Here is a 22715-nt window from a genome sequence, read left to right as displayed (position 1 = left end):
CTTGTACTACTTGTTGATATGTAAATCTTTCAAAGAACTTGTCGCTATCGTTTCGATTGCGGCTGCAAAGGTAAGGACTTTTTTTTAACCGCCAAATTTTTTCGAAAGAAAATTTGAAAAGTTTTTTCAAAGCCACCGGACGGTCGGACATCTCGCTTAGCCTCGCTAACCTCATCCCCTCTCCCGGGTTACCTCTTCTCCATTACGTCGATCTTCGCCACTCTCGCTCGAATGCGGGTGCAAATGTAGAGCTTTCTATGAATTCAAACAAATTTTTTGAGAACTTTTTTCTGATCTTTTTTTCAACTCTACTATTGTATTATATGGTACGCATAAGAGATGTTTTTTGATCCGAAAACGAATTGAAGATATATACTCCAAACTTAAAAACGCTTCAGAATAAATACGAATTTCCTCTTTAACAGAGATTCTGATATAGCTTCTTTTTGAAATAAACAAATAAAAAGCTGACAACCATCAATAAGTTAACTATATTTGTCGGCAGATAAGAAGATACATGCAAAAAAACAACAAAATAAAACTCAACACCTTCCTGAGTCCTCTTTCCTTTCTATATGGAATTGGGGTCTGGTTACGAAATCGGCTTTTTGATTGGGATGTATTACATTCCGAGCAATACTCTATTCCTGTGATTTGCATTGGAAACTTATCTGCAGGAGGAACGGGTAAAACTCCCCATACGGAATATCTCATTCGTTTATTGAAAGACAGATATCGCATTGCAGTATTAAGCCGTGGATACAAAAGAAAAACATCGGGGTTTATTCTTGCCAATTCGGAAAGCACCAGCTTGGATATTGGAGATGAACCTTTTCAAATGAAAAACAAATTTTCGGATATACTTGTCGCTGTCGACGCTAATCGCCGTCGAGGTATTCAAACCCTTTTATCACTGCCTGAAACAGAAAGACCCGAAGTTATACTGTTGGACGATGCATATCAACATCGGTATGTTCACCCTTCTCTTTCAATCGTATTGACTGACTATCATCGCCTGTTTTATCATGATAAATTAATACCTACGGGGCATTTGCGTGAACAGATAAGCAATATCAACCGAACGGATATTGTGATCGTTACTAAATGCGACGAAGAAATGAAACCGATTGATTTTCGTATTATTGAAGAGAACATGAAATTACGGGCACATCAGTTACTCTTTTTTTCCAGTATCGTTTATGGGAAAATCAAACCCGTATTTCCATCGGAAGCTTATCCTTCAAATCCTATAGTTATGGAGAAAGAAGAAGATATCCTATTGATATCGGGTATCGCAGCCCCCACTCCATTCATTCGGGAGGCAGAAAAATATTCAAACAAAGTATTGCCGATCATTTTTCCTGATCATCATACGTTTAGTAAATCGGATTTCAAGAAAATGGATATGACATTCAAAAAAATGACTTCACAAAGGAAATTGATTCTGGTAACAGAAAAGGATGCTGCACGTTTAAAAAGCAATCCTTTTGTCCCTGAAAGTTGGAAGAAATCTTTATATTATCTGCCAATTGTAATCCGATTTCACAATGAACAAAGTTTTGATGAAACAATAAAAAAACATATTATCACATTCAAAAAAAATAGTATTTTACAAAACAAATATGAGTAACAGAACAGAAATATCAACATTAGGAGAATTCGGCCTGATCCGTCACCTGACTGACAGAATTGAAATAAAGAACAATAGTACAATAAAGGGCGTAGGTGACGATGCCGCAATCCTTTCTTATAAGGACAAACAAGTGCTTGTCACCACCGACCTATTATTGGAAGGCATTCATTTCGACCTAACATATGTGCCGCTAAAGCACCTCGGATACAAATCGGCTGTTGTGAATTTTTCCGATATTTACGCAATGAACGGCCAGCCCAAACAAATTACGGTATCACTTGGTATCTCCAAACGTTTTTCAGTTGAAGATGTAGAAGATTTTTATGCCGGGTTAAAGCTGGCCTGTGATGTATATGGGGTCGATATTGTCGGCGGAGATACATCTTCTTCTCTCACTGGACTTTGCATCAGCATAACTTGTATCGGAGAAGGAGAAAAAGGGAAAATAGTTCTTCGTAGCGGAGCCAAAGAAACGGATTTGATCTGTGTTTCCGGTGATTTAGGAGCTGCTTATATGGGGTTGCAGTTGTTAGAACGAGAAAAACGGGTGTTTAAAGGTGAAAAAGATTTTACACCGGATTTTGCCGGCAAGGAATATCTGTTAGAACGCCAGTTAAAGCCTGAAGCTCGTAAAGACATTGTCGAGATGCTTCGCAATGCCGGAATCATCCCTACTGCCATGATGGACATATCAGACGGCCTCTCTTCCGAGCTTTTACATATTTCAAAAGAAAGCAATGTTGGATGTCGCGTATATGAAGATCGAATTCCTATCGATTATCAAACAGCAGCAATGGCTGAACAATTCAATATGAACTTGGTAACTGCTGCTTTAAATGGCGGCGAGGATTATGAACTACTTTTCACCGTCTCTCTCACGGACCACGAAAAAGTATCTGAAATGAAGGGAATTAAAGTAATCGGCCATATCACAAAACCCGATCTTGGGAACTATCTGGTTGGCCGTGATGGAGGTGAAGTCGAACTGAAAGCACAGGGCTGGAATTCTCTGAACGAATAAAAAATCAACAAAAAGTTACTCTACCTATTGCAGGATTCAAAAAAGTCCGTATCTTTGCACCCGTCAAACAAAACAACGGTGCCATAGCTCAGTTGGTAGAGCAAAGGACTGAAAATCCTTGTGTCCCCGGTTCGATTCCTGGTGGCACCACCTAAAAATCAAGCAGTTACAATCAAATGTAACTGCTTTTTTTATGTCTTTTCACTGGTTTTTCTCTTCAAATTCCACTATTTTCGGTGTTTTTCGGTGTTTGTTTAAACCGATGTTTAAACCGTAATGTAAACCGTGATGTAAACCGTGAGACAACAATCAATGCCGTATGTTACGAGCCTAAAGTGTTGAAAAAGCAATAAATCACCATTAATGCTGCATGTCTGCAATGTAAGCATCCGATAAAGTGTACCTATGAGAAATAGTATAGCCCTCGTATTATGCATAGTGCAAAGGTTACGCAAAAATATAAAGAAAAACACTCACCTATCCGACACCCGACACTTTTTGATGTATTTATTTAATTAACAACAGATTAAACAGTGTCGGTCAGGTGTCGGGTCCGGCACTTAACCGACACCTTTTTATCTTCGCTATTTTATTCGGAGTCTGACCGTTCTTTCGGAGCGACAGATCCGGAACATACCATAAATTAGTTCAAATGTCATAGTAAACTAATTCAAAACATATCACATACTATTTTATATGTAGTACTACCTATCATGAATACATAGTACTACATACGGGCGATTGGTAGTACTACATATAGACAATTAGTGGTTACTACCTATAAATACTTTGCTATATGCTTTGATTTAGTTCTTCGGGGGTTTTGAGTTAGTTTCCGGTATGAAACGAGATTGTTCACCGGTTACCAGAGATTGATCGCAGAAGGGTGTCGGAATCATCTCTTGTCTGGGTTGGACCGGACAGACTATTCATCTCATCCGCGTCAAAATTACCCGGCAGACAATGCGGATTTCCTGGAATAATTGTACATTTGCAGCAAGTATTATACTTATTTCACAACAAGAATACGGAAAAACCGTATTACTATGTATCGAGTTAATCAAGGGAAAAGAACATGAATACTTATTCAGCGACAGAGAAAAGCTCCTTTTCGAAAATATATTTGGTATATTTTCCAAAGCTTGTTCGTTTTGCACGCGAATATGTAATCTCTACTGAAGATGCGGAAAACATCGTGCAAGATATTTTCATGTATCTGTGGGAACACCGAGATATGCTGGATTCCCTTACTAATACCAATGCCTTCCTGTTCACATTAACCAAAAACAGATGTATTGATTTTTATAGGCAAAAGACACGAATAGACAGCCAAAAAGAATCGCTGGATAATTTGCAGGACAGGGAACTGAAGCTCAAAATAGAAGCTTTAATGCAATTCGATGAAAACATCTTTACCGAAAAAGAAGTGGAAGACTTATTAACCAGAGCAATCGAACACCTGCCGGAAAAATGTCGTCAGGTGTTCATTTTGAGCAGAATGAACGGATTAAAACATGAGGAAATAGCCGGCCAACTGAATATATCCGTCCATACCGTGCAAAACCATATCGTGACTGCCATACGTAAACTGAAAGTTGAATTAAAAGACTACCTTCCCCTGTTCATTTTCATTATCTGAAATCTTTATCATAAAAAAATCACTTTTTTATACTTCCGAATAGTAGATGACCGGAAGTATTTCGTCATACTAATAGAATAAATACTAAATAGTATGAACGAACAACTATATAAATATTTCCTCGGAGAACTTTCGGACACCGACAAGAAAGAGCTCCTTAACCGGATCGAATCTAACCCGGAGGATAAAGCGGAGTTCATCCGTATCCAAAATACGATCACAATCTCCAAGTTGGGCGAGCAGAACGGGGATAACGAGTGGGCTTCCCGGAAAAAGAAAGAACTGGAAACCCGGATCAACCGTAAACAAGTCCGTAAGCTCTATATCAACCTGGCAAAATATGCTGCGGTCGTAGCCATCCTGTTGGTCAACATCTGGTTACTCACCGACAAATTCATTCCGCAGGAGAAAGTCCCGCTCTACACAAAAATAGAAGTGCCCAAAGGTCAACGCATCTACATGACACTTCAAGACGGAACAGAAGCCTGGTTAAGTCCCCGATCCGTCATCAAGATCCCGAATGAATTCAGCGACAAAGAACGTTCGGTAGAGCTTGATGGAGAAGGCTTTTTCTCGGTAACGAAAGATCCCCGACGGCCGTTTATCGTGAAAACCCGGGATTATAACATCAAAGTGCTCGGAACCCGGTTCAACGTGTTTGCCTATTCGCAAAGTGACCGGTTTGAAACGAATCTGGTTGAAGGTAGTGTACAGGTGACCAATAACAACAGGCCACAGGAAAATATTATCCTGAAACCAGACGAAATGGTTTCTCTTTCCAACGGGAAGTTGTTAAAATCAAACGTTTCATTTAATAATGAAGAATACTTGGAAAGCGGTATATTTTATTTCAGCAACAAAAAGTTTTCTGAAACCCTTGACTACCTCACTCTGTGGTATAACGTAAAATTCGATATTAAGCCATCAGCACGGATTAATCAGTACACATCAGGAAAATTCCGCCAAAGCGATGATATTGAAAGAATATTGAAGGCCCTACAAGGAGTACATCATTTCCAATACAAAATGAAAAACAATGAAGAAATAGAAATTTTCTAAATACTATAATATTCACCTATAAAAAGAATAATGCCTATGAAGTAAATCCAAATTATTCCTCAGGAATGGTATAAAAAAGGGGCAAGTGTTACCAGCACTCACCCCAAGTCAATACCTTCCTTTCTCATGTATTCCACAAACATAAAAAAAACAGTATTAACTTCTAAAGCTATGAGCAAAGTTATGAAAAAAAATTTATTGCTATTGTTCAATTGTGTCAATTATATTGAATTAAAGCATATAATTCGTATTATGAAAATAACAACAGTACTCACATTAATTACGGTTTTCCAGCTAAGTGCAACCACCCTGCATTCCCAAAATGCCAAAGTAAGCATCAGCCGGAACAACCTGCCACTCAAGGAATTCATTCAAGAGATAGAAAAGCAGACCGACTATCTCTTCATGTACAGTGAAAAAGAGATCAACCTGCAAGAAGAGGTACACGTAAATGCTAAAAACAAACCCGTTTCCACTGTACTGGAAGAAGTATTCGGCAATAGTAAAATTGCATATAATTTTAATGAAGGATATATTTCGTTACGAAAAGTAGAGATAGAAATAGAATCTGTTAATCAGACAAAAAGAAAAATATCAGGTGTTGTCACAGACGCAACCGGCGAACCGATCATCGGAGCCAATGTTGTCGTGAAAGGGACAACCGATGGAAGTATCACAGATATAGACGGGAAGTTCTCATTAGATGTTCCAGAAGGAACAACCTTGGAAATATCCTACATAGGCTATCTAACTCAAACGATACCCGTTAGAAATAAATCTTCTTTCCAAATCACGTTGCAAGAAGACACGCAAAAATTAGACGAAGTCGTTGTTGTCGGTTTCGGTACGCAAAAGAAAGTCAATCTGACAGGTTCTATCGGTACGGTTAAAACAGAAGAAGTACTCAAATCACGTCCGGTAACCAACGTACAAGAGCTGTTATCCAGTTCTGTTCCAGGTATGGCTGTAACAAAAGGCAGTGGAGCAGCCGGTTCGGGAGCCAGCATCAACATCCGTGGAACCTCCACTATCGGAGGCAGTTCCGGAGTTTTAGTACTGATTGATGGCATGCCGGGGAATATTTATACATTGAATCCAAATGATATCGAAAGTGTATCCGTATTAAAAGATGCAGCCTCGGCTGCTATTTATGGTTCCCGTGCTGCAAACGGCGTTATTTTGGTAACAACCAAAACTGCAAAAGCAACCGATCGTCCTGTCGTTGAGTTTTCAAGCAATATAGGTATACAAAACCCGCAATTCAAATTAGACTTTGTCGGGGCAGAAGATTTCATGCGTTTGTATGACCAGGCCATGATCAATGATGGAAAAGAGGCTGTTTACGGAGAACAAGGCATCCAGGATCTGCATGCCGGCAAATATGTAGATAATAAGTGGTATAAAGAAATCTACAAAAAAAATACCATCATCAACAATACACATATTGCAGTATCCGGTAAAGAAAAGGCAATATCTTATCGCTTCTCCGTATCCAATGACTACCAGGAAGGTAACTTACCGAACAATAACTACAACCGTTTGGTATTCAAACCGGATATGCGTTTCCAAATATTAAAGAATCTGGAAGCTCATGCCAGCTTGCAGTATACACAGACAAATATCCAAAACCCGAATGGCGGAACAACGATTTGGCAGACACAGGCTGCACGTATTTCTCCTGTTACACCTATTTACAATCCTGACGGTTCATATGCAGCCGGTGGTGCAATGGGGGGTAACCCGATTGCGGGTGTTAATGAATCCGGATATTCCAAAGAAAGACATAAAGAGATGATGGCTATTTTCGATGTCTCTTACTCTCCTTTAAAGGACTGGAATATAAAAGGAAGTGTTGCAACATATTCTCAAAATACAACAACAAAAAACAGAGTAAATACTTATTACTTGTATGACAAAGAAGGAAATATTGCCAAGACTGAAAATAGAGTTTCTTCGTTAAAGGAAACAAACTCTTATAATTTCCGCACACAGTTGCAATTTACATCCGATTATTCATTTAAGATATCCGACAATCACAATTTCAAAGTATTGGCTGGTTATTCACAAGAATATTACAAAACAGAGAATTTCTGGGCTTCCAGAGAAGATATGCCTTTTGCCGGCATAGATGTATTGGACACTGGCAACACGAATAAACAAAACGGAGGCAATGCCCAAGACGTAGCTGTTCAATCTTGGTTCGGTCGTCTGAACTACGATTTTCAAGGTAAATATCTATTTGAAGCGAGTATGCGTGGTGATGGTTCTTCCCGCTTTGCCAAAGGACATCGTTGGGGAGTTTTCCCGTCTTTCTCTGCGGGTTGGAATTTGCATCGTGAATCATTTATGGAATCAACGGCTGACTGGTTATCGGAACTGAAGATCAGAGCATCATGGGGTATTTTAGGGGATTCTGAAAAAGTCGGTTACTATGCAACAGCACAAGTATTAAGCTACGACCCTAAAATTTACACATTCAACGATAAATTAGTCGGTGGCGCTTTCAATAATGTAGCGATCAACCCCAATATAACATGGGAAAAAGCCAAAGTCAGCAACCTCGGCGTCGATCTTGGATGGTTGGAACAGCGCATAAAATTGTCGGCCGATTATTTTATAAACATGAGAACAGATATCTTGTATACACCGCCTGTACCCAGTGAATTCGGGCTGTCTGCTCCTTTGTCAAATTTGTTGAAAATGAGAAATGAAGGTATGGAAATTATGGCCAGCTACCAGGATAGTAAAAATGATTTCCGTTGGGGTGTGGATGTCAATTTCAGTTATTCTAAAAACAAAGTGTTAGAGATGGGGGATTCTGAAAAATGGATCGAAGGAAATGTTGTGACTTATTTGAATGACCGGTATCAATTACCATTTGGCTACGAAGCAATCGGCCTATTCCAGAGTGAAGAAGAAATAGCCAATTCTCCGAATCAAGGAAATGTTTTACCGGGCAACATTAAATATAAGGATCAAAACGAAGACGGGAAAATAGACGGTGAAGACCGTGTTGTTCTCAACCGAAAGATACCAGTGAATTTTGGTATGAACCTTTCTTTCGGATATAAAGATTTCGATTTTTCCATGAATATGTATGGTAAACTGAATACTAAAAAGTATCTTCAGGGATACGAAGGATGGGCATTCTATCTGACGGACAATGCACGACCGATGCATCTGGATGCATGGAGCGAAAACAACCCGAACGCTTCTTATCCACGCCTGACATTGTCGAATACTTCCAATGATTACGATTCAAGGTACAATAGTTTTTGGTTACGGACTGCCGACTATCTGAAGATTCAAAATGTACAGATCGGTTATACTATTCCGAAAAGAGTATTGGAACGTGCAAACATCAAATATTTGAGATTATATCTATCCGGACAAAACCTGGCGACTATCACCGGATATGACGGATTTGATCCGGAAGGAGGTTGGTATCCGTTGTCAAGAACATTCTCATTTGGTTTTAATCTTCAATTTTAATAATCATGAAACAATATAGTATTACGTTTTTATTAGCTTCTGCCCTAACATTGGGCAGTTGTTCTGATTTCTTAGATAGAGATCCTCTTTCCCAAGCTTCGGAAAATACCTTTTGGCAAACAGAAGCTGATGCACAAACAGGTGTAAATGCTTTATACCCATTATTACCTGATTCACGAGATTTCTGGAGAGATTGTCAAAGTGATAATTCTTTGATGACAAATGCCTGGGGAGAAGGCGGTTTGGGATATATCTGCCAAGGTTCGCATAATGCAGCCACCGGTTATCTTTCTGAAGAATGGAGATACGGTGATATACGCAGAATCCTTTACTACTTAGACCGCTTGAAAGATATGGATATCGATGAGGCCAAAAAGAAACGTTTTGAAGGAGAGGCTCGTTTTATTTTGGCATTACGCTATTATCGGATGACGCGCCATTTCGGTGATATCCCATTGATCAAAGAAAAACCGATTGATTTGGATGAAGCTGCATTGCCTCGCTCTCCCAAGCAGGAGGTCTTGGATTATGCGCTTGAAAACGTAAACAAGGCAATTGATTATTTGCCGGAAACCTATACAAACGATAATATAGGACGCATCACAAAAGGGGCTGCTTTGACATTGAAGGCCGACATGTACCTGGATATGGCAAGTTATGCTAAATTTCATAAAGGACAGGATGCAACCGAGCTTTGGAAAGAAGCTGCTCTTGCCGCAAAACAAGTTATAGATCTGAACCTTTACGGTTTAGAAGATGATTTCGCCTATATATTCAAGGCCGAAGCAAATAATAACAACAAAGAAGTTATATTGGCTTTTCAATATAAAGAAGATGAGAAGACACATATGTTGCCAATTCTCGCGTCTCCCGCAGGAACCGGTATTACCGGGCAGGGATGGGCAAGTTTCTGCCCAACTCGTCAACTGGTCGATTCTTATGAAACAACAGAGGGTAAAACTATTTATGAATCCGATTTGTATGATAAGAATAACCCATGGGAAAACAGAGATGCCCGTTTGAAAAAAACATTCTTCCTGCCAGGCTATGAATGTTTACGGCCGAATGGCTCTTATGAACCTTATATGCCGCATCCTGCCTATAATAAAGACGAAAGAATTAATCATGAAGGAGGTGGTATCACTGGTTATATGTATCTGAAATATAACGATCAGGAATTAGAAAAACCGAGTGCTTCCTGGACAAATTTCAGCCTTTACAGATACGCGGAAGTTCTTCTGATCTATGCAGAAGCCCTGAACGAATATGATCCGAATAATACGCAGATTGCATGGGCAGTCAACCAAGTGCGCAAACGTGCTGAATTGCCGGGTGTCGATAATTTAATTGGTAATCAGGAAGCCATGAGAGAAAAGATCCGGGAGGAAAGACGGCATGAGTTTGTGGCTGAGCATAAACGTTATTTTGATATCTTGCGTTGGAAGATAGCAGAAAAAGTACTGAACGAACCCGGATACGGTATCAATAAGGATGAGAATGCTCCTATTGGAGACTATACCGTAGAACAATTTCTGGGACAAAACCGTACATTTGACGCAAGTAAACATTATTTGTGGCCGATTCCTCAGTCTGCAAGAGATAAAAATCCTAACTTAGGGCAAAATCCAAATTGGTAATCAACAAGAAGGGGGAGGTACACCAATACGGGATCATGGTGTACTCCCCCTTTTTACATTAATATTCAAATATGAACAAATTAATATTACTTACGATTAGTATACTTGTTTCTGAGGCTATCGTAGCTCAAGAATGGAAACCGCAACAATGGCCGGTACTAAAAAAGTATGATCAAGAACATCTTTACCAAATTGCATTACCGTTAGGAGGTATCGGGACGGGGACCGTATCACTGGGCGGCCGCGGAGAGCTTCGGGATTGGGAAATCATGAATGTTCCGGCAAAGAAGTACAGTACGGTAACCACCGGTAACAATGCTCCGTTTTTTGCGATCTATGCCAAGCCGCAAAACAAGGAAGCCACTACAACTTTGTTGACAGGACCTTTATATACCCAGGAATATCTCCATTATGAAGGCCGACCTGTCAACCACCACGGTATGCCACGCTTTGCTGAAGCTACTTTTGATGCGGCTTATCCATTTGGGCAGGTACATTTATCAGACAAGGATTTGCCAGTGAAAGTGACAGTAAAAGGCTTTAACCCGTTTATTCCGGCTGATGCCGATGCCAGCGGATTGCCAGTCGCTGTTCTCTCTTATGAGGTCACAAACACAACCGACCAACCGATGGACGTTGCTATCTGCGGTTCCATGCGCAACTTCATAGGCAAAGACGGAAGCCAATTCCGTACAGACTGGAAAGGAGATTACATTCCCATCGGCGTAAAAGACAACAAAAACAAATACATAGAAAGTAACGGAATAAAGGGAATCTACCTTTATTCGGACGGTGTAGACAAAAATGACCCGGCATGGGGAACCGTTGCCCTTACGACTCAGGCAACCGGAAAAGTAACCTATCGTACTTCATCCCAAGCAGACAGTTGGAACAACGGCATACTAAACTTCTGGGACGATTTCAGTGCAGACGGCATATTGACGGAACGGAACATACAGGAAGACGAAGATCCGATGGCTTCCCTGTCCGTAAAAAAAACAATAGCTCCTCAGAGTACGGAAACATTCACATTCTATATTACCTGGAACTTCCCGAATCGAAAAGCTTGGTCTTCTACCGTAGTCGGCAACTATTATAGCAACCAGTATACGGATGCTTGGAATGCGGCAGAAACAATTATTCCGAAAATTCCGGAACTGGAGAAAAAAACTCTATCTTTCGTAAACGCATTACTTAATACTTCTTATCCGGATGTAGTGAAAGAAGCTGCATTATTCAACTTGGCAACATTGCGGTCGCAAACCGTATTTCGTTTACCGAGCGGGCATATGATGGGTTGGGAAGGCGTAATGGACCGCTTTGGTTCTTGTGCCGGTTCTTGTACACATGTCTGGAACTATGAAACAGCAACACCTTATTTATTCGGAGAATTGGCAAAAACGATGCGCGATGTGGAGTTTAATTATGCAACTAAAGAAAACGGCTTGATGAATTTCAGAGCGTCTCTCCCTTTGAGTGAAGCAGATAAAGGAAACAGTGCTGCAGCTGACGGGCAAATGGGGTGCGTTATGAAGATATACCGTGAGTGGCAACTTTCCGGAGACAATGATTTTTTGAAAAACAACTGGAAACAAATCAAAAAAGTTCTTTCTTATGCTTGGATCGAAAAGGGGTGGGATGGCAACCAAGATGGCGTAATGGAAGGTTCGCAACATAACACCATGGACGTGAATTATTTTGGGCCCAATCCTCAAATGGGCTTCTGGTATATGGGAGCATTAAAGGCTGCGGAGGAGATGGCTACAGCCATGAAAGAGAAAGACTTCGCAAAAAAATGTCATACGCTGTTCGAAAAAGGAAGCAACTGGATGGACGAAAACCTGTTCAATGGTGAATATTATGAACATAAAATTACCGACCCGAAAACATTCGAATACTTAGACATGAACGACCCGAATGTTAAAATCCCGGCCTTTCAATTAGGTTCCGGTTGCCTGGTAGACCAGTTGGTCGGCCAATATATGGCCCATCTGTGCGGATTGGGTTATTTGGGAAACAAAGAACATATCCGGACAAGCATGAACAGTATCATGAAATACAATTATGTCACGGACTTCAGTCGCCATTTCAATAATATGCGTTCTTATGCAATGGGTAATGAATCCGGATTGCTTATGGCCTCTTGGCCTAAAGGTCGCCTGGAAGTTCCATTCCCTTATTTTGCTGAAGTTATGACCGGATTTGAATACTGTGCGGCTGTAGGTATGCTCTACGAAGGCATGGAAAAAGACGCTCTCACCTGTATTCAATCCGTACGCGACCGTCATGATGGAGCTAAACGGAATCCTTTCAGTGAACCAGAATGCGGACATCATTATGCTCGTTCGATGGCAAGCTGGTCTGCTATTATCGCTTTAAGCGATTTCCAATATTCAGGAGTCGATAAAAGTATGAAAATTACAGACCGCTCTGGTAAATATTTTTGGAGCAACGGTTACGCGTGGGGAACTATTCAGGTCACCGATAATGATGTGACCATCGAAGTCATCAGCGGTTCGCTCCAATTGAAATCGCTTACTATCGGTAATAAAAAGGAAATGAAATTAAAACATGTTGACTTGAAAGAAGGAGATAAACAAACAATAAAACGATAGAATTATGAATAAATCTATTATATATCTTTTGTTCATTTGTTTGTTCTTATCTGGAAGTTGCATTCAAAAAGATACAGTTCGGAATCAAACGGACTGGCAAACAGTATTAAAGGAAAAACTTCCTTTATTGGGACATCGTAATTGGATTGTTGTGACAGATATGGCCTATCCGTCACAAGCAAAAAAAGGGATCACTACTTTATATGCACAAGAGTCTTATGTGGATGTTTTAAGTATTGTGAAAAAAATGCTTGATCACTCTCCTCATGTGTATGCCCATATCTATCAAGATAAAGAATTATCTTATTTGGATGATCGTTTTTGTTTAGGGATAAATCAATTAAAAACAAAAATAGAAGAAGTTCTCCTTTCTTCAGAAATAAAAAGCATAAAACATGATCATCTTATAGCACGTTTGGATAGTATAAGTAATCTGTACGAAGTAATTGTCATCAAAACAGAACTGGCAAAGCCTTATACTTCTACATTTTTTGAACTTGACTGTAAATATTGGGATAATAATAAACAAACAGAGCTAAATAAGAAAATCTCAAGTGCTGATATGGAATAATCCATCAGCTTGTTCAGGTCTCCTTCAGCCGTAAACCGTCTATGGGGGTTAATCCTCACTTGGTTACGGCTGAAGGAAATGGATAAAATTTCAATAATTAGGATCTGATGAATAATTTCAAACAGATGGTTATTAACAATATAGCCTGCATATTTTTTACTTATTTCATTCAATACCTCGGTAATTTTTCATCGAGATTTTAAAAGTTAAACATAGAACCGGCTAAAACTGGCTCAATAAGCATATAAGGACTCATTGAAAAGTAGTCAAAAACGAATGGTTAAGCAATAAGGAATGTGCATATTCATTTTTTTATCTTCAAAATAGTGTTGGATTTCATGAAATGCTTTGTGGCTGTCTTTGGCAGGCCATTCGTTTTCGCCACTTGAAGAAATAGACCGTTTATGATCGTCATAACGCACGTTGAAGCTCCATGATTCACCGTCAAGCACATCAAATTCAGAGTGGTAACTTTCTTTATATGTATACATTTTGTATTTATCGATAATGGCTTGCAAATCTGCAAATATGGTTGTATCGACAATAAATTGGTATTCATCGGCATATTCATGGATCTGTACAAGGGCCTTGTCACCGTTGCGCGTGACGGAATAGGACTGTCCGCGGGCCATCGTACCTTGTCTGCTGTATGAGAACGAAAGCATCGTTTTAGGTTGTCTCAGCTGCTGCTGTGGTTCTCCTTTACTGTTGATATTACCGTTTCGTCGTTGCTGTTTAACCGGTATGATCCGTTTCACTCCTTTGTAATCCACCTTTTCCTGTTGTTCTAGATATTTGATAAGTTGATCCGAACTGACGAGAGACAAGTTCTGTCCCTCGTCTGCTTTTTTATAATCGGCGACCGAGGCTATGTATGAACTCATCACAACTCGATAAGAACGTTTGCGGTCGAACTTTGAACCGTCGGGCATCTTCACTACCACTTTCTTCACCTCCTTGTTGTCTTTACCCAATAAGATTTCGTACCGGATACCTGAGACATAGGCCGGGCCGTAATCATCAGCACGACATACGGCAGCAAGCATCTCCAAGACCTCGACACCACTAAGGGTGTACATCACCAGCTCATTGCCAAACGGATCGAGGCGATAGACATCGCCCACCGTGAAATTGCCCGCCGGCTTTGTCTCATAACGCACGCCTCCCGAATTTTGCACGCCAATGTCAGCGTTTGTCTGCACACGCATGGCATCAGCCATCAGACAACCGAGTTCTTCTTTACAGGTAAATTCGGAAGCAGTTGTCAAGACGCGGTTCAATGTTTCATTGTCGCTGAATCTATCGACCATGGCTTGTATTTCAGGTTTCTTACGCGAATAGTCGGCGATGTTGATTAATTCAGCCTGACGATCAACGACCTTTCCATTTTCGAGCGTAATGGTTGTTTCCGTCGCATATTTCAAGTCGCGTTGTGCCTGTGTAATGAGTACCCCGTCGAACAACTGCGTTCCGTCGACACGTGTATGCGAATGCCCTCCGATAATCACATCCGCTTCAGGAAAAGCCTCGGCAAATTTCATGTCATCCTCAAAACCGTTATGCGATAGAACGATAAAAACATCGCTTACCTGACGCAACCACGCATATTCACGTGCAACTTCTATCGGATCACGGAATGTAACCGTTGAGAATTTTTTCGGGTGCGCATCGGGATAACCATTTTCACCCACTTGTACGAGACCAAGTAAAGCAATGCGTATGTCGCCACACCGGATGATATGAAACGGTTCAATATGAAGCCGCAATGAATCGGGTACATTGATATTGGCACACAAATAGCGGCAATTCGAGTTGTTCACCACTGTGCGCAAGGCATCGATACCGTCATCAAACTCATGATTGCCGAGAGTCGAATAGTTGAACCCGACTGCATTCATCAATGCAACCATCGGACCACATACTTCAGGATACATATCATTTACGGGGTTTCCTGTACGGTTATCACCCGCCGACAACAACAGTAAGTCCGGGTAGAGGGCACGCAGGCTGTCCACCACAACCGCCAACTGCGGAAAACGCTCGACAGCAGCATGCATGTCGTTGACCGACAGGATATGCACCTTTTGCGTCTGTGCACTGATATTCAGGGCACATGCCAGCGATAGAATAAAAAACAGATTTATTTTCATATTAAAATCCAAGCTTCTAAACCACAAAAATAATAAACCAATAAAAACGGATCACCCCCAATGCATCAAATAACAACTGCTTCTGCTTTCTTCTTCTCTCTCCCCTTTCTCGTCAAGAACACGATGAGAACAAGGATGGCAACCAATAAGATATAGGCAATAACCGGACGGTAGAACAGCCATGCAATAGCGATTACAAGAAGAGACCACACAAAACCTAATACATTGCAAACCAAACCAACTCCCAGTCCAACAATATCAGCCAGGAACGGTAATACTTTTAATAACGTGGTCAAGATTCCAAAAATTCCTTTCAATCCACCGATAACCAAGAACAATCCAACAAAACGCCATACCCATGTCATGATCGTATTACTTGCATGTTCATTTTGAAACATTTCATCCATGCTTAACATACCCATAGTCAGAACAGAAAGTGTTTCACCGTTTTTAGCCGTAAACGATTGTAAATTGGAACCATTCACCTCTGCTATGACCGAAGCCTCGCCCGGCAATACTTTTGTGAACGTAACAGACATATCGCCAATTTGCGGACTGTTTGGATTTTTCCCGAAATAAAGAACGTTTCCTTTTACATGAACATAATCGAGCTTCGCACCGACAACCTGCTCCATCGAATCCTCTTCTGCCACCGATTTTTCTTTATTGGAAACCATAGCTACTGCCCTTTCAGGCTGTATACCCAGATCATTAAAGGCTATTTTTATGTCTCGGTTCCATTGTATCAGCAACTCTTCATCGAAATTCAATTCCATCGGTATCGTTCCTGAAATAGAACGAATCATGGATTCAGGTAACTGATAAGCTCCAAATGTCACATCTTCAGCCGTAAAACTTTCACTGTCCACATTCATCAGGACAAAATTCTTCTTTTGATAATCAGTATCTTTGAATTCCAAAGAATTGACCGGGCGACCGACCCATTGCTTCTTATAAGAATAAGTCGTCACCTCTTCCTTCTCTCCTCCAATCTTATCTTTGGTTTCCGTACGTGACTTTTCCACCCATTGATAGTATTGTACTTTACGATCCAGTTTGATCGCCACAGCCCCAACGCCAAAAATCCCGTCGCAGAGAGAATCATTCGTTTGTGTGAAAGCAGTGGCATGTATCAGTTTTCCATTTAAAGCAGGATCTACCTTAGACACGTCTTCCACATGTAGAGCTGTCTTTTGGGCCTCTTCCAACATTTTGGTTGTTTTTACCGCACGCCCCTCATTCCACCAAAGCAAAGCAGTCCCAGCCAATAACATCAGAAAACTAGCCCCGATACCTTTTATCGAATTAGACAGTCTCGTTCCATATCCTATTGTTTTCGTTTCTTGATATGCCATAATATAATTTAGTATAGTTAGTGTTTATAGTCTATTTTCATACAACCTGATTCTAATTACCAGCAAGGTTCTGTGCTCCATATCCTTGCTCTGCTCCGAACAATTCTATCGCTTTGTCAAAATTGTAACGGTTACCGTACATTGACACGCGCGTGGTAGATGTACCCTGTTTGTTCAGCCCGTGAGCTTCCCTGTAAAGGTTTGCGGCAGAATTAGCATCATAGTTTTCCGATGTCATTACTTTAAGGGAGGCAAAACCTTTCAAATAAGCTTGATCGATCCGATCCTTAAATTTGCTTGAGCCGGGAAGTTCTTTATTATTTTCGTATTTCTTCAACATTTCGACTTCATCAAAACGTTCTCCCGGTACATAAAGCCACTTACCTCCGCTTGTTCCGGCAATGACGATATCCCCTTTATTCATAAAAAACAGATTGTCGTAGGCAGAACAAATCTTGCGTTTATCAGCCGGTAGATTCGAATCGTCCCAACCACTATCCAATGCTCCGAAATTATTGCAACCAAAAATGTTATGATGAACCGTGTGGTCGGCTCCGTTGCGGAAGCGATAGCCGTAGCCCATGCTCTCCATCTCCTTGGTCGTAGTCCATGAGAATAAAACAGTGTTGTGATGGAAATCGACAGTAGACTGATGTGCTCCGGTTGCCTGGTTCAAACCTCCGGTTATTTCACAAGAAGCATACAGGTTGGATACAAACACATTGTTATAAATTTCCCAGTCACCTCCCATGTTCGTCATGATGATGCCATTGAAAGACGCGTTAAGAAACATGCAATTGCGAATAATAAGTTTACCTGCCACTTTCCCTCCAATAAGCCGAGTCGTTTTATTAGGCGGATTGCCAACCGGCAGAATACGCCCTGTCTCGCAACCTTCCGGACAACCACAACGTTCGTCTGTCGGGTCAGCCTTTGCATATTCATGTACAAGGCCAAGATCAAAAAACAACCCGTCAATGGCGATTTGGGCATTACGGTTGGTAGTCGCTTCAATCATCAGTAACCCCTGTCCGATGGTACCTCGCTGGTCAATGGTCGGTTGGATACGTGTGATATATCGGGTCGGGTTGCGTTCGGTAAAGTCAGCGTTCCATCCTCCCTCGAGACTGACATATTTGCCTTTTATCTGAATCCAGCCCCGATCCATATTACCGAGGTAATTACCTTGTGCTATACGGATCACATCGCCATCGGAAGCTTTGTCGATGGCTTTTTGAATATCTTTCATCGGAGCCTCTTTTGTTCCTTCCGCTCTTGCACTACCTTTTTCAAGGCTTACATAAAAAGCATTGCCTTTACCGATACCGACAGCTCCTCTTGTGCTTTGTGCCGTATTTCCGACAGCCTCAAATCCTTTGTCGAGACTCTTGTTTACAGTACGATCTGTGGCCATGGTAGTCTTTGTTGCCGTTGCTTTTTTTGCCCGTTGTATGATATTTTTGCCTAATTGAGCTTCAACAGCAACACCTGTGGCAAGCAACATGAACGCCATCAGCAAACTGATTCTAAAGTTGTGTCTTTTCATCTTGTCATTTATTTATGGGTTATTATTATCCTACACTTGGTTCTTGCACATAAATACCTTCAATACCGGCATTAGGTCCGAAACAACCATACGATTTTCCGGATACGGTACGAATGATAAGGAATCCGTTATAAAAAACGACCTCGAATTCATAATCACATTCTCCACTATTGTCTGCGGATAACAAATGTGTCCTGAATGTATTACCTTCCAGGATACTCTCTCCTTCGGTCAAAGCCTGATGTCCCCCTTGCATGCGGTCGATGGTATAATTCATCACTTCGAGGTTGTCACCCGAACGAGAGATATCGATATGACCGGTGTTTTCGACACCATCCATTTCGTAAAAACTGTATATCCCGGCCAGTTCCCGATTGTCTGCTTTGAAATAATAAATCGTAGATTTGGAAAAGGGGCTGCAATAAGCGCCCGCTTCACGATTCATGGCATAGCGGACATCTCCTTTATAGGTATGGAGCTTATATTCGGATTGAGTTTCTTCATCGAACCACTCCAACGTTTTCCCTGCGATATGTCCCCAAAATGTCATTCTGACAACACAAATATTGTTCAGATCATAAGCTTTAAACAAAATTTCACCATCTGCATCGATCATTCCCAATACACGAAGAAATTCCATGTTCGTCCCGTCTTTCAGCATCAGTTCGCCAATCAGCACTTTATCCTGCCGGGCACAAGCCAGATGTACTTCCTGGTTCTTAATCTTCCCTTCCCATTGATAATAGAAAAGGTCACTATCCAAAGCCTGACTCACAGTCAACGTTGAATGCCCTTGCAGGAACAGAGTCATGGTAAAAAAACTCACAAAAATGATCCGAGAAATGATTCTTTTTTTCATGTATATAGCTTTATATATGTCTCCCTTGAAAACTCCGGAAGCAAATGTATTTCCATTCATGGCCGCAGGTTAGGATTTTCAGACCAAAAATCAGGATTATCAGATCTTTTCCCAGTAGTACGATTAGGACTTTTCGTACAAAAAAAATCATTACACCGTTAATTATCACCAGTTTAATTATCCTATTTTCCACTAAAAACCGATACTCCTTAAATCTTTACCTATACCTACGATCGAGGTGTTTTTCTGAATTGGGTAGGCGTAAAATCAAACATTTGTTTGAATACACGTGCGAAATAACTGGTGTCTTCAAAACCGCAAGCCATGGCGATATCTCCGATAGGCTGTTCGGTAGAAGATAGTAGGCGTTTGGCTTTTTCCATCCGGATCCGGAGTATATAGGTGGTAGCTGTACAGTCGGTGATTGCACGAACTTTCCGATTCAGCTGCGTCCTGCTCATGCAAACTTTATCGGCAATCAAATCTGCATTCAACTCTTTATTGCTCAAATGGCAATGGATAATAGCAGTCAGGCGGTTCAAGAAATCACGATTTCCCGGAGTTAATTCCACGTTTTGCTCGGAACCTTCTTGCAAAGCCTTGGAGTATTTGTTGCGCAACAGCCGGCGCTGCTCCAACAATTTCTCGACACGGACGAGCAATTCATCCGCATTGAATGGCTTCAGCAGAAAAGCATCTGCACCTTCCTTCAATCCGTGAATACGATCTGTCGCATCACTTTTTGCCGTGATGATAATGATCGGGATATGATTCAGTATTTCCGACTGCCGGATTTCATGGCAAAGAACATATCCATCCAGACCCGACATCATCAGGTCAGTGAGGATCAGATCGGGCATACAACTTTTTGCTTTATCTATCCCCTCTTTGCCATTGGAGGCGTAGTAAAGATTATATTTACTTTTCAACAAAGTGCTGATGTAAAATGAAATATCCGGATTATCTTCCACAATCAAGATAGAAGGACGGAGATTGTCTTCAATGCAATCCATTTCTGTCCGGCCCACCTCTTTCTCTTTTTTCTCCGTGAACAGTTCTGCAGCGGCAATACCTTCTTCCCAAGGCAAGCTGTTGACAGAGATCTGATTGAGAGGCAGACGAACTGTAAAAACGACTCCTTCGCCTTTCTTGTTGCCAACAACGATGTTCCCGTTCATGCTTTCTACCATCTGGCGGATAAACGGAAGACCGATACCCGTTCCGATCTGTTTATCGTTATTAGATCCTTGGTAGAACGTTTCGAAGATCCGGGATATGTCTTCTTCCGGGATTTCGTTTCCGGTATTGAAAACTTGCAATATCAATAACGATTCGTCTTTCTCCATCTCTACCCTGATAACACCGTTGGTCGGTGTATATTTCAGGGCATTGGAAAGCAAATTGCGCATTATCTTATTAAAATATTCCGGAATAAAATCCATTTCAATGCTGTTCGATTCAGGAATAAACTGCAGGTTTATGTCGTGTGAACCGGCATATTCTCGATAACAATCCAGTGTCATGCGTATGTATGCGACAACGTTTCCCCTATACCACTGTTTATGGTCTGCCTTTACCATAAGCTTTGACATCTCGAGCAATTGATTTACCAACTCCAACAAGTTACTACCCTGTCGTTGGACAGAATGAAGGTAACGTTCAATCTCTCCTTTACCGGCCTCCATTTTCTGCATTTGCTCCACCAAGCCTAAGATAACAGTGAGGGGTGTACGAAATTCGTGTGTGATATTGGTAAAAAAACTGGTACGCATTTGTTCCATCTGTCGCAAAGCATGATTTGTCTTCGACCTCATTTGTAAAGCATACCAAAGGAACATGATGACGGAGCAAGTCATCAATAACGCCAAAAGGCTTACAACAAGGATGATCCGCTTATTGCGCTGTTCTTCCATATAATTTTGCCTGACAATATTCATTTCCTGGAAGCTTTTTTCTCTTTCATGATTTACTCTCAAGTTTTGAATATGGTTGATATTTTCTTTATTATTCACGCTGTCGGCATAGATGTGACTCCGTATGTAGTTCTCCAACGCTCGTTTGCAGTCGTTTTTTTTCAAAAAGTACAGATAATCCAATTTATGTATGGCACTCAGATGTTCGAGCGAATGGATAGTTTGAGCCGTGCACCTAGCTTGCTCCAGATAGGTTTGCGCTTGAGCGGTCTTGTTTTGCAAAAGAAGCACGCGTGTCATGGAAATACACGACTCCAGCCAATGCCAACGATCGCTTTTCTCCTTCATTATATCATAGGCTTTATGGTAGTTGACGAGTGCCTCTTCCAATTCACCTTTGTTCTCATGCAAGTGCCCGAAATGGTTATAGCAAAGAGATACTCCTAAATCGGATTTTGCAAGTCGATTGAAGAACAAGGACTGTTGGTAATAGACATAGGCTGAATCGTATTGTCCTCTATCTTCAAAGATAGAGCCGATATTAGCGGTATTGATTGCTTGTCCCAATGCACTGTTTAATTCTTTTTCTCCGGCAAGCGACTGGCGAAATATTTTTTCAGCAGCCTCTTTGTTTCCCAACGTGAGATAAATATTTCCGATACCATTGAGAGCAACCAGCCGACTTTTCTTAATGGCATACGTACTTTCTCCCATTCTTTCGATCAGATTCAATGCTTTGAAATGGTATTCGGAAGCATCAGCCAATATGCCAAGACGCCGATAGTTGGTACCCATGTTATTCAGTGCTTCTATGATCTCAAGCGTGTCATTCATCAAGGAGGCTATTTCCAGGCTGTTTTCATGGCATCGGATGGCATTTTCAAAAGATGCGTTTTCACGATATATCTTGCCAGTCTTTTCATAAACGGCAACTTGCCCGTACAGGTTCTTTTCTTTTTTAAACCTATCGAGCAAGACTGATAATGAATCTATGTTTTGATTTTTCTGTATAACCGCATCGATCTCTTTCTTTTCTTTTTCCGAATATGAAAGCACGTCATTTTTCCGGCATGCAAACAGGACTGAAACTCCTAAGATTAGGATAAATAAGACAAATATGTGTTTTTTCATGATCATTCTACACTTTTGCACAACTCGCATCAACAAAAATAAGCAGCCGGATTTCGTTGATCAATACGTAAATTCTCGTATATTTTCAGATCTC

At 40.9% G+C, this 22715-nt stretch carries 13 protein-coding genes and 1 tRNA gene; 9 read left to right on the top strand and 5 right to left on the bottom strand.

Going from position 1 to position 22715, the window contains the following annotated elements:
* Positions 1–517 precede the first annotated feature (517 nt).
* The 9 genes from lpxK to BQ9893_RS11030 all read left to right on the top strand — a co-directional run bounded on the left by lpxK (position 518) and on the right by BQ9893_RS11030 (position 13667).
* On the top strand, positions 518–1630 hold the full coding sequence (gene lpxK, locus BQ9893_RS11070; RefSeq protein ID WP_075966074.1) for a tetraacyldisaccharide 4'-kinase: 1113 nt from the start codon (positions 518–520) through the stop codon (positions 1628–1630).
* Positions 1623–2654, top strand: a complete 1032-nt coding sequence (gene thiL, locus BQ9893_RS11065; protein ID WP_075966073.1) for a thiamine-phosphate kinase — start codon at positions 1623–1625, stop codon at positions 2652–2654. Before lpxK ends, thiL begins: the two co-directional genes overlap by 8 nt.
* Positions 2655–2731: 77 nt before the next feature.
* A tRNA-Phe gene (locus BQ9893_RS11060) sits at positions 2732–2804 on the top strand.
* Positions 2805–3729: 925 nt separating this feature from the next.
* Positions 3730–4293, top strand: coding sequence for an RNA polymerase sigma-70 factor (locus BQ9893_RS11055; protein ID WP_075966072.1), 564 nt, complete (start codon positions 3730–3732; stop codon positions 4291–4293).
* A gap of 93 nt (positions 4294–4386) precedes the next feature.
* Entirely contained in the window at positions 4387–5352 is a 966-nt protein-coding gene (locus BQ9893_RS11050) for a FecR family protein (protein ID WP_075966071.1), read from the top strand.
* Between the two features lie 252 nt (positions 5353–5604).
* Positions 5605–8844: a SusC/RagA family TonB-linked outer membrane protein gene (locus tag BQ9893_RS11045; RefSeq protein WP_244155113.1), complete on the top strand. Its 3240-nt coding sequence runs from the start codon at positions 5605–5607 to the stop codon at positions 8842–8844.
* Positions 8845–8849: 5 nt separating this feature from the next.
* Positions 8850–10481: a RagB/SusD family nutrient uptake outer membrane protein gene (locus tag BQ9893_RS11040; RefSeq protein WP_075966070.1), complete on the top strand. Its 1632-nt coding sequence runs from the start codon at positions 8850–8852 to the stop codon at positions 10479–10481.
* A 71-nt stretch (positions 10482–10552) separates the two neighbouring features.
* The gene (locus BQ9893_RS11035) at positions 10553–13096 is read left to right on the top strand and encodes a GH116 family glycosyl-hydrolase (protein WP_075966069.1); all 2544 of its coding nucleotides are present in this window, start codon (positions 10553–10555) and stop codon (positions 13094–13096) included.
* A gap of 4 nt (positions 13097–13100) precedes the next feature.
* On the top strand, positions 13101–13667 hold the full coding sequence (locus tag BQ9893_RS11030; RefSeq protein ID WP_075966068.1) for a hypothetical protein: 567 nt from the start codon (positions 13101–13103) through the stop codon (positions 13665–13667).
* Between the two features lie 266 nt (positions 13668–13933).
* On the opposite strand, the gene BQ9893_RS11025 is transcribed toward BQ9893_RS11030, so the two are convergent.
* The 5 genes from BQ9893_RS11025 to BQ9893_RS11005 form a co-directional block, all read right to left on the bottom strand.
* Positions 13934–15817: a bifunctional metallophosphatase/5'-nucleotidase gene (locus tag BQ9893_RS11025; RefSeq protein ID WP_075966067.1), complete on the bottom strand. Its 1884-nt coding sequence runs from the start codon at positions 15815–15817 to the stop codon at positions 13934–13936.
* Positions 15818–15882: 65 nt separating this feature from the next.
* Positions 15883–17172 carry a TMEM43 family protein gene (locus BQ9893_RS11020; RefSeq protein WP_075966066.1) on the bottom strand — a complete coding sequence of 430 codons (1290 nt, stop codon included), beginning with the start codon at positions 17170–17172 and terminating at the stop codon, positions 15883–15885.
* A 52-nt stretch (positions 17173–17224) separates the two neighbouring features.
* Positions 17225–18718 (bottom strand): hypothetical protein, encoded by a 1494-nt coding sequence (locus tag BQ9893_RS11015; RefSeq protein ID WP_139322601.1) that lies wholly within the window; start codon positions 18716–18718, stop codon positions 17225–17227.
* 25 nt (positions 18719–18743) lie between these two features.
* Positions 18744–19577 (bottom strand): hypothetical protein, encoded by an 834-nt coding sequence (locus BQ9893_RS11010; RefSeq protein WP_139322600.1) that lies wholly within the window; start codon positions 19575–19577, stop codon positions 18744–18746.
* Between the two features lie 227 nt (positions 19578–19804).
* Positions 19805–22621: a hybrid sensor histidine kinase/response regulator transcription factor gene (locus tag BQ9893_RS11005; RefSeq protein ID WP_075966114.1), complete on the bottom strand. Its 2817-nt coding sequence runs from the start codon at positions 22619–22621 to the stop codon at positions 19805–19807.
* Positions 22622–22715: the final 94 nt, after the last annotated feature.

Origin of the sequence: Parabacteroides massiliensis, assembly GCF_900155425.1 — a bacterium.
In the GTDB taxonomy this organism is placed as follows: Bacteria; Bacteroidota; Bacteroidia; order Bacteroidales; family Tannerellaceae; genus Parabacteroides; species Parabacteroides massiliensis.
The sequence above is the reverse complement of the archived record's forward strand: the minus strand, read 5'-3'. Positions and strand labels throughout refer to the sequence as shown.

What these genes read in the sequence shown, in the direction of transcription:
- BQ9893_RS11050 (WP_075966071.1), top strand. Translation starts at nt 4,387, where the DNA reads ATGAACGAACAACTATATAAATATTTCCTCGGAGAACTTTCGGACACC.
- BQ9893_RS11010 (WP_139322600.1), bottom strand. Translation starts at nt 19,577, where the DNA reads ATGAAAAAAAGAATCATTTCTCGGATCATTTTTGTGAGTTTTTTTACC.
- BQ9893_RS11030 (WP_075966068.1), top strand. Translation starts at nt 13,101, where the DNA reads ATGAATAAATCTATTATATATCTTTTGTTCATTTGTTTGTTCTTATCT.
- BQ9893_RS11020 (WP_075966066.1), bottom strand. Translation starts at nt 17,172, where the DNA reads ATGGCATATCAAGAAACGAAAACAATAGGATATGGAACGAGACTGTCT.
- BQ9893_RS11005 (WP_075966114.1), bottom strand. Translation starts at nt 22,621, where the DNA reads ATGAAAAAACACATATTTGTCTTATTTATCCTAATCTTAGGAGTTTCA.
- BQ9893_RS11045 (WP_244155113.1), top strand. Translation starts at nt 5,605, where the DNA reads ATGAAAATAACAACAGTACTCACATTAATTACGGTTTTCCAGCTAAGT.
- BQ9893_RS11040 (WP_075966070.1), top strand. Translation starts at nt 8,850, where the DNA reads ATGAAACAATATAGTATTACGTTTTTATTAGCTTCTGCCCTAACATTG.
- BQ9893_RS11055 (WP_075966072.1), top strand. Translation starts at nt 3,730, where the DNA reads ATGAATACTTATTCAGCGACAGAGAAAAGCTCCTTTTCGAAAATATAT.
- BQ9893_RS11035 (WP_075966069.1), top strand. Translation starts at nt 10,553, where the DNA reads ATGAACAAATTAATATTACTTACGATTAGTATACTTGTTTCTGAGGCT.
- lpxK (WP_075966074.1), top strand. Translation starts at nt 518, where the DNA reads ATGCAAAAAAACAACAAAATAAAACTCAACACCTTCCTGAGTCCTCTT.
- thiL (WP_075966073.1), top strand. Translation starts at nt 1,623, where the DNA reads ATGAGTAACAGAACAGAAATATCAACATTAGGAGAATTCGGCCTGATC.
- BQ9893_RS11015 (WP_139322601.1), bottom strand. Translation starts at nt 18,718, where the DNA reads ATGAAAAGACACAACTTTAGAATCAGTTTGCTGATGGCGTTCATGTTG.
- BQ9893_RS11025 (WP_075966067.1), bottom strand. Translation starts at nt 15,817, where the DNA reads ATGAAAATAAATCTGTTTTTTATTCTATCGCTGGCATGTGCCCTGAAT.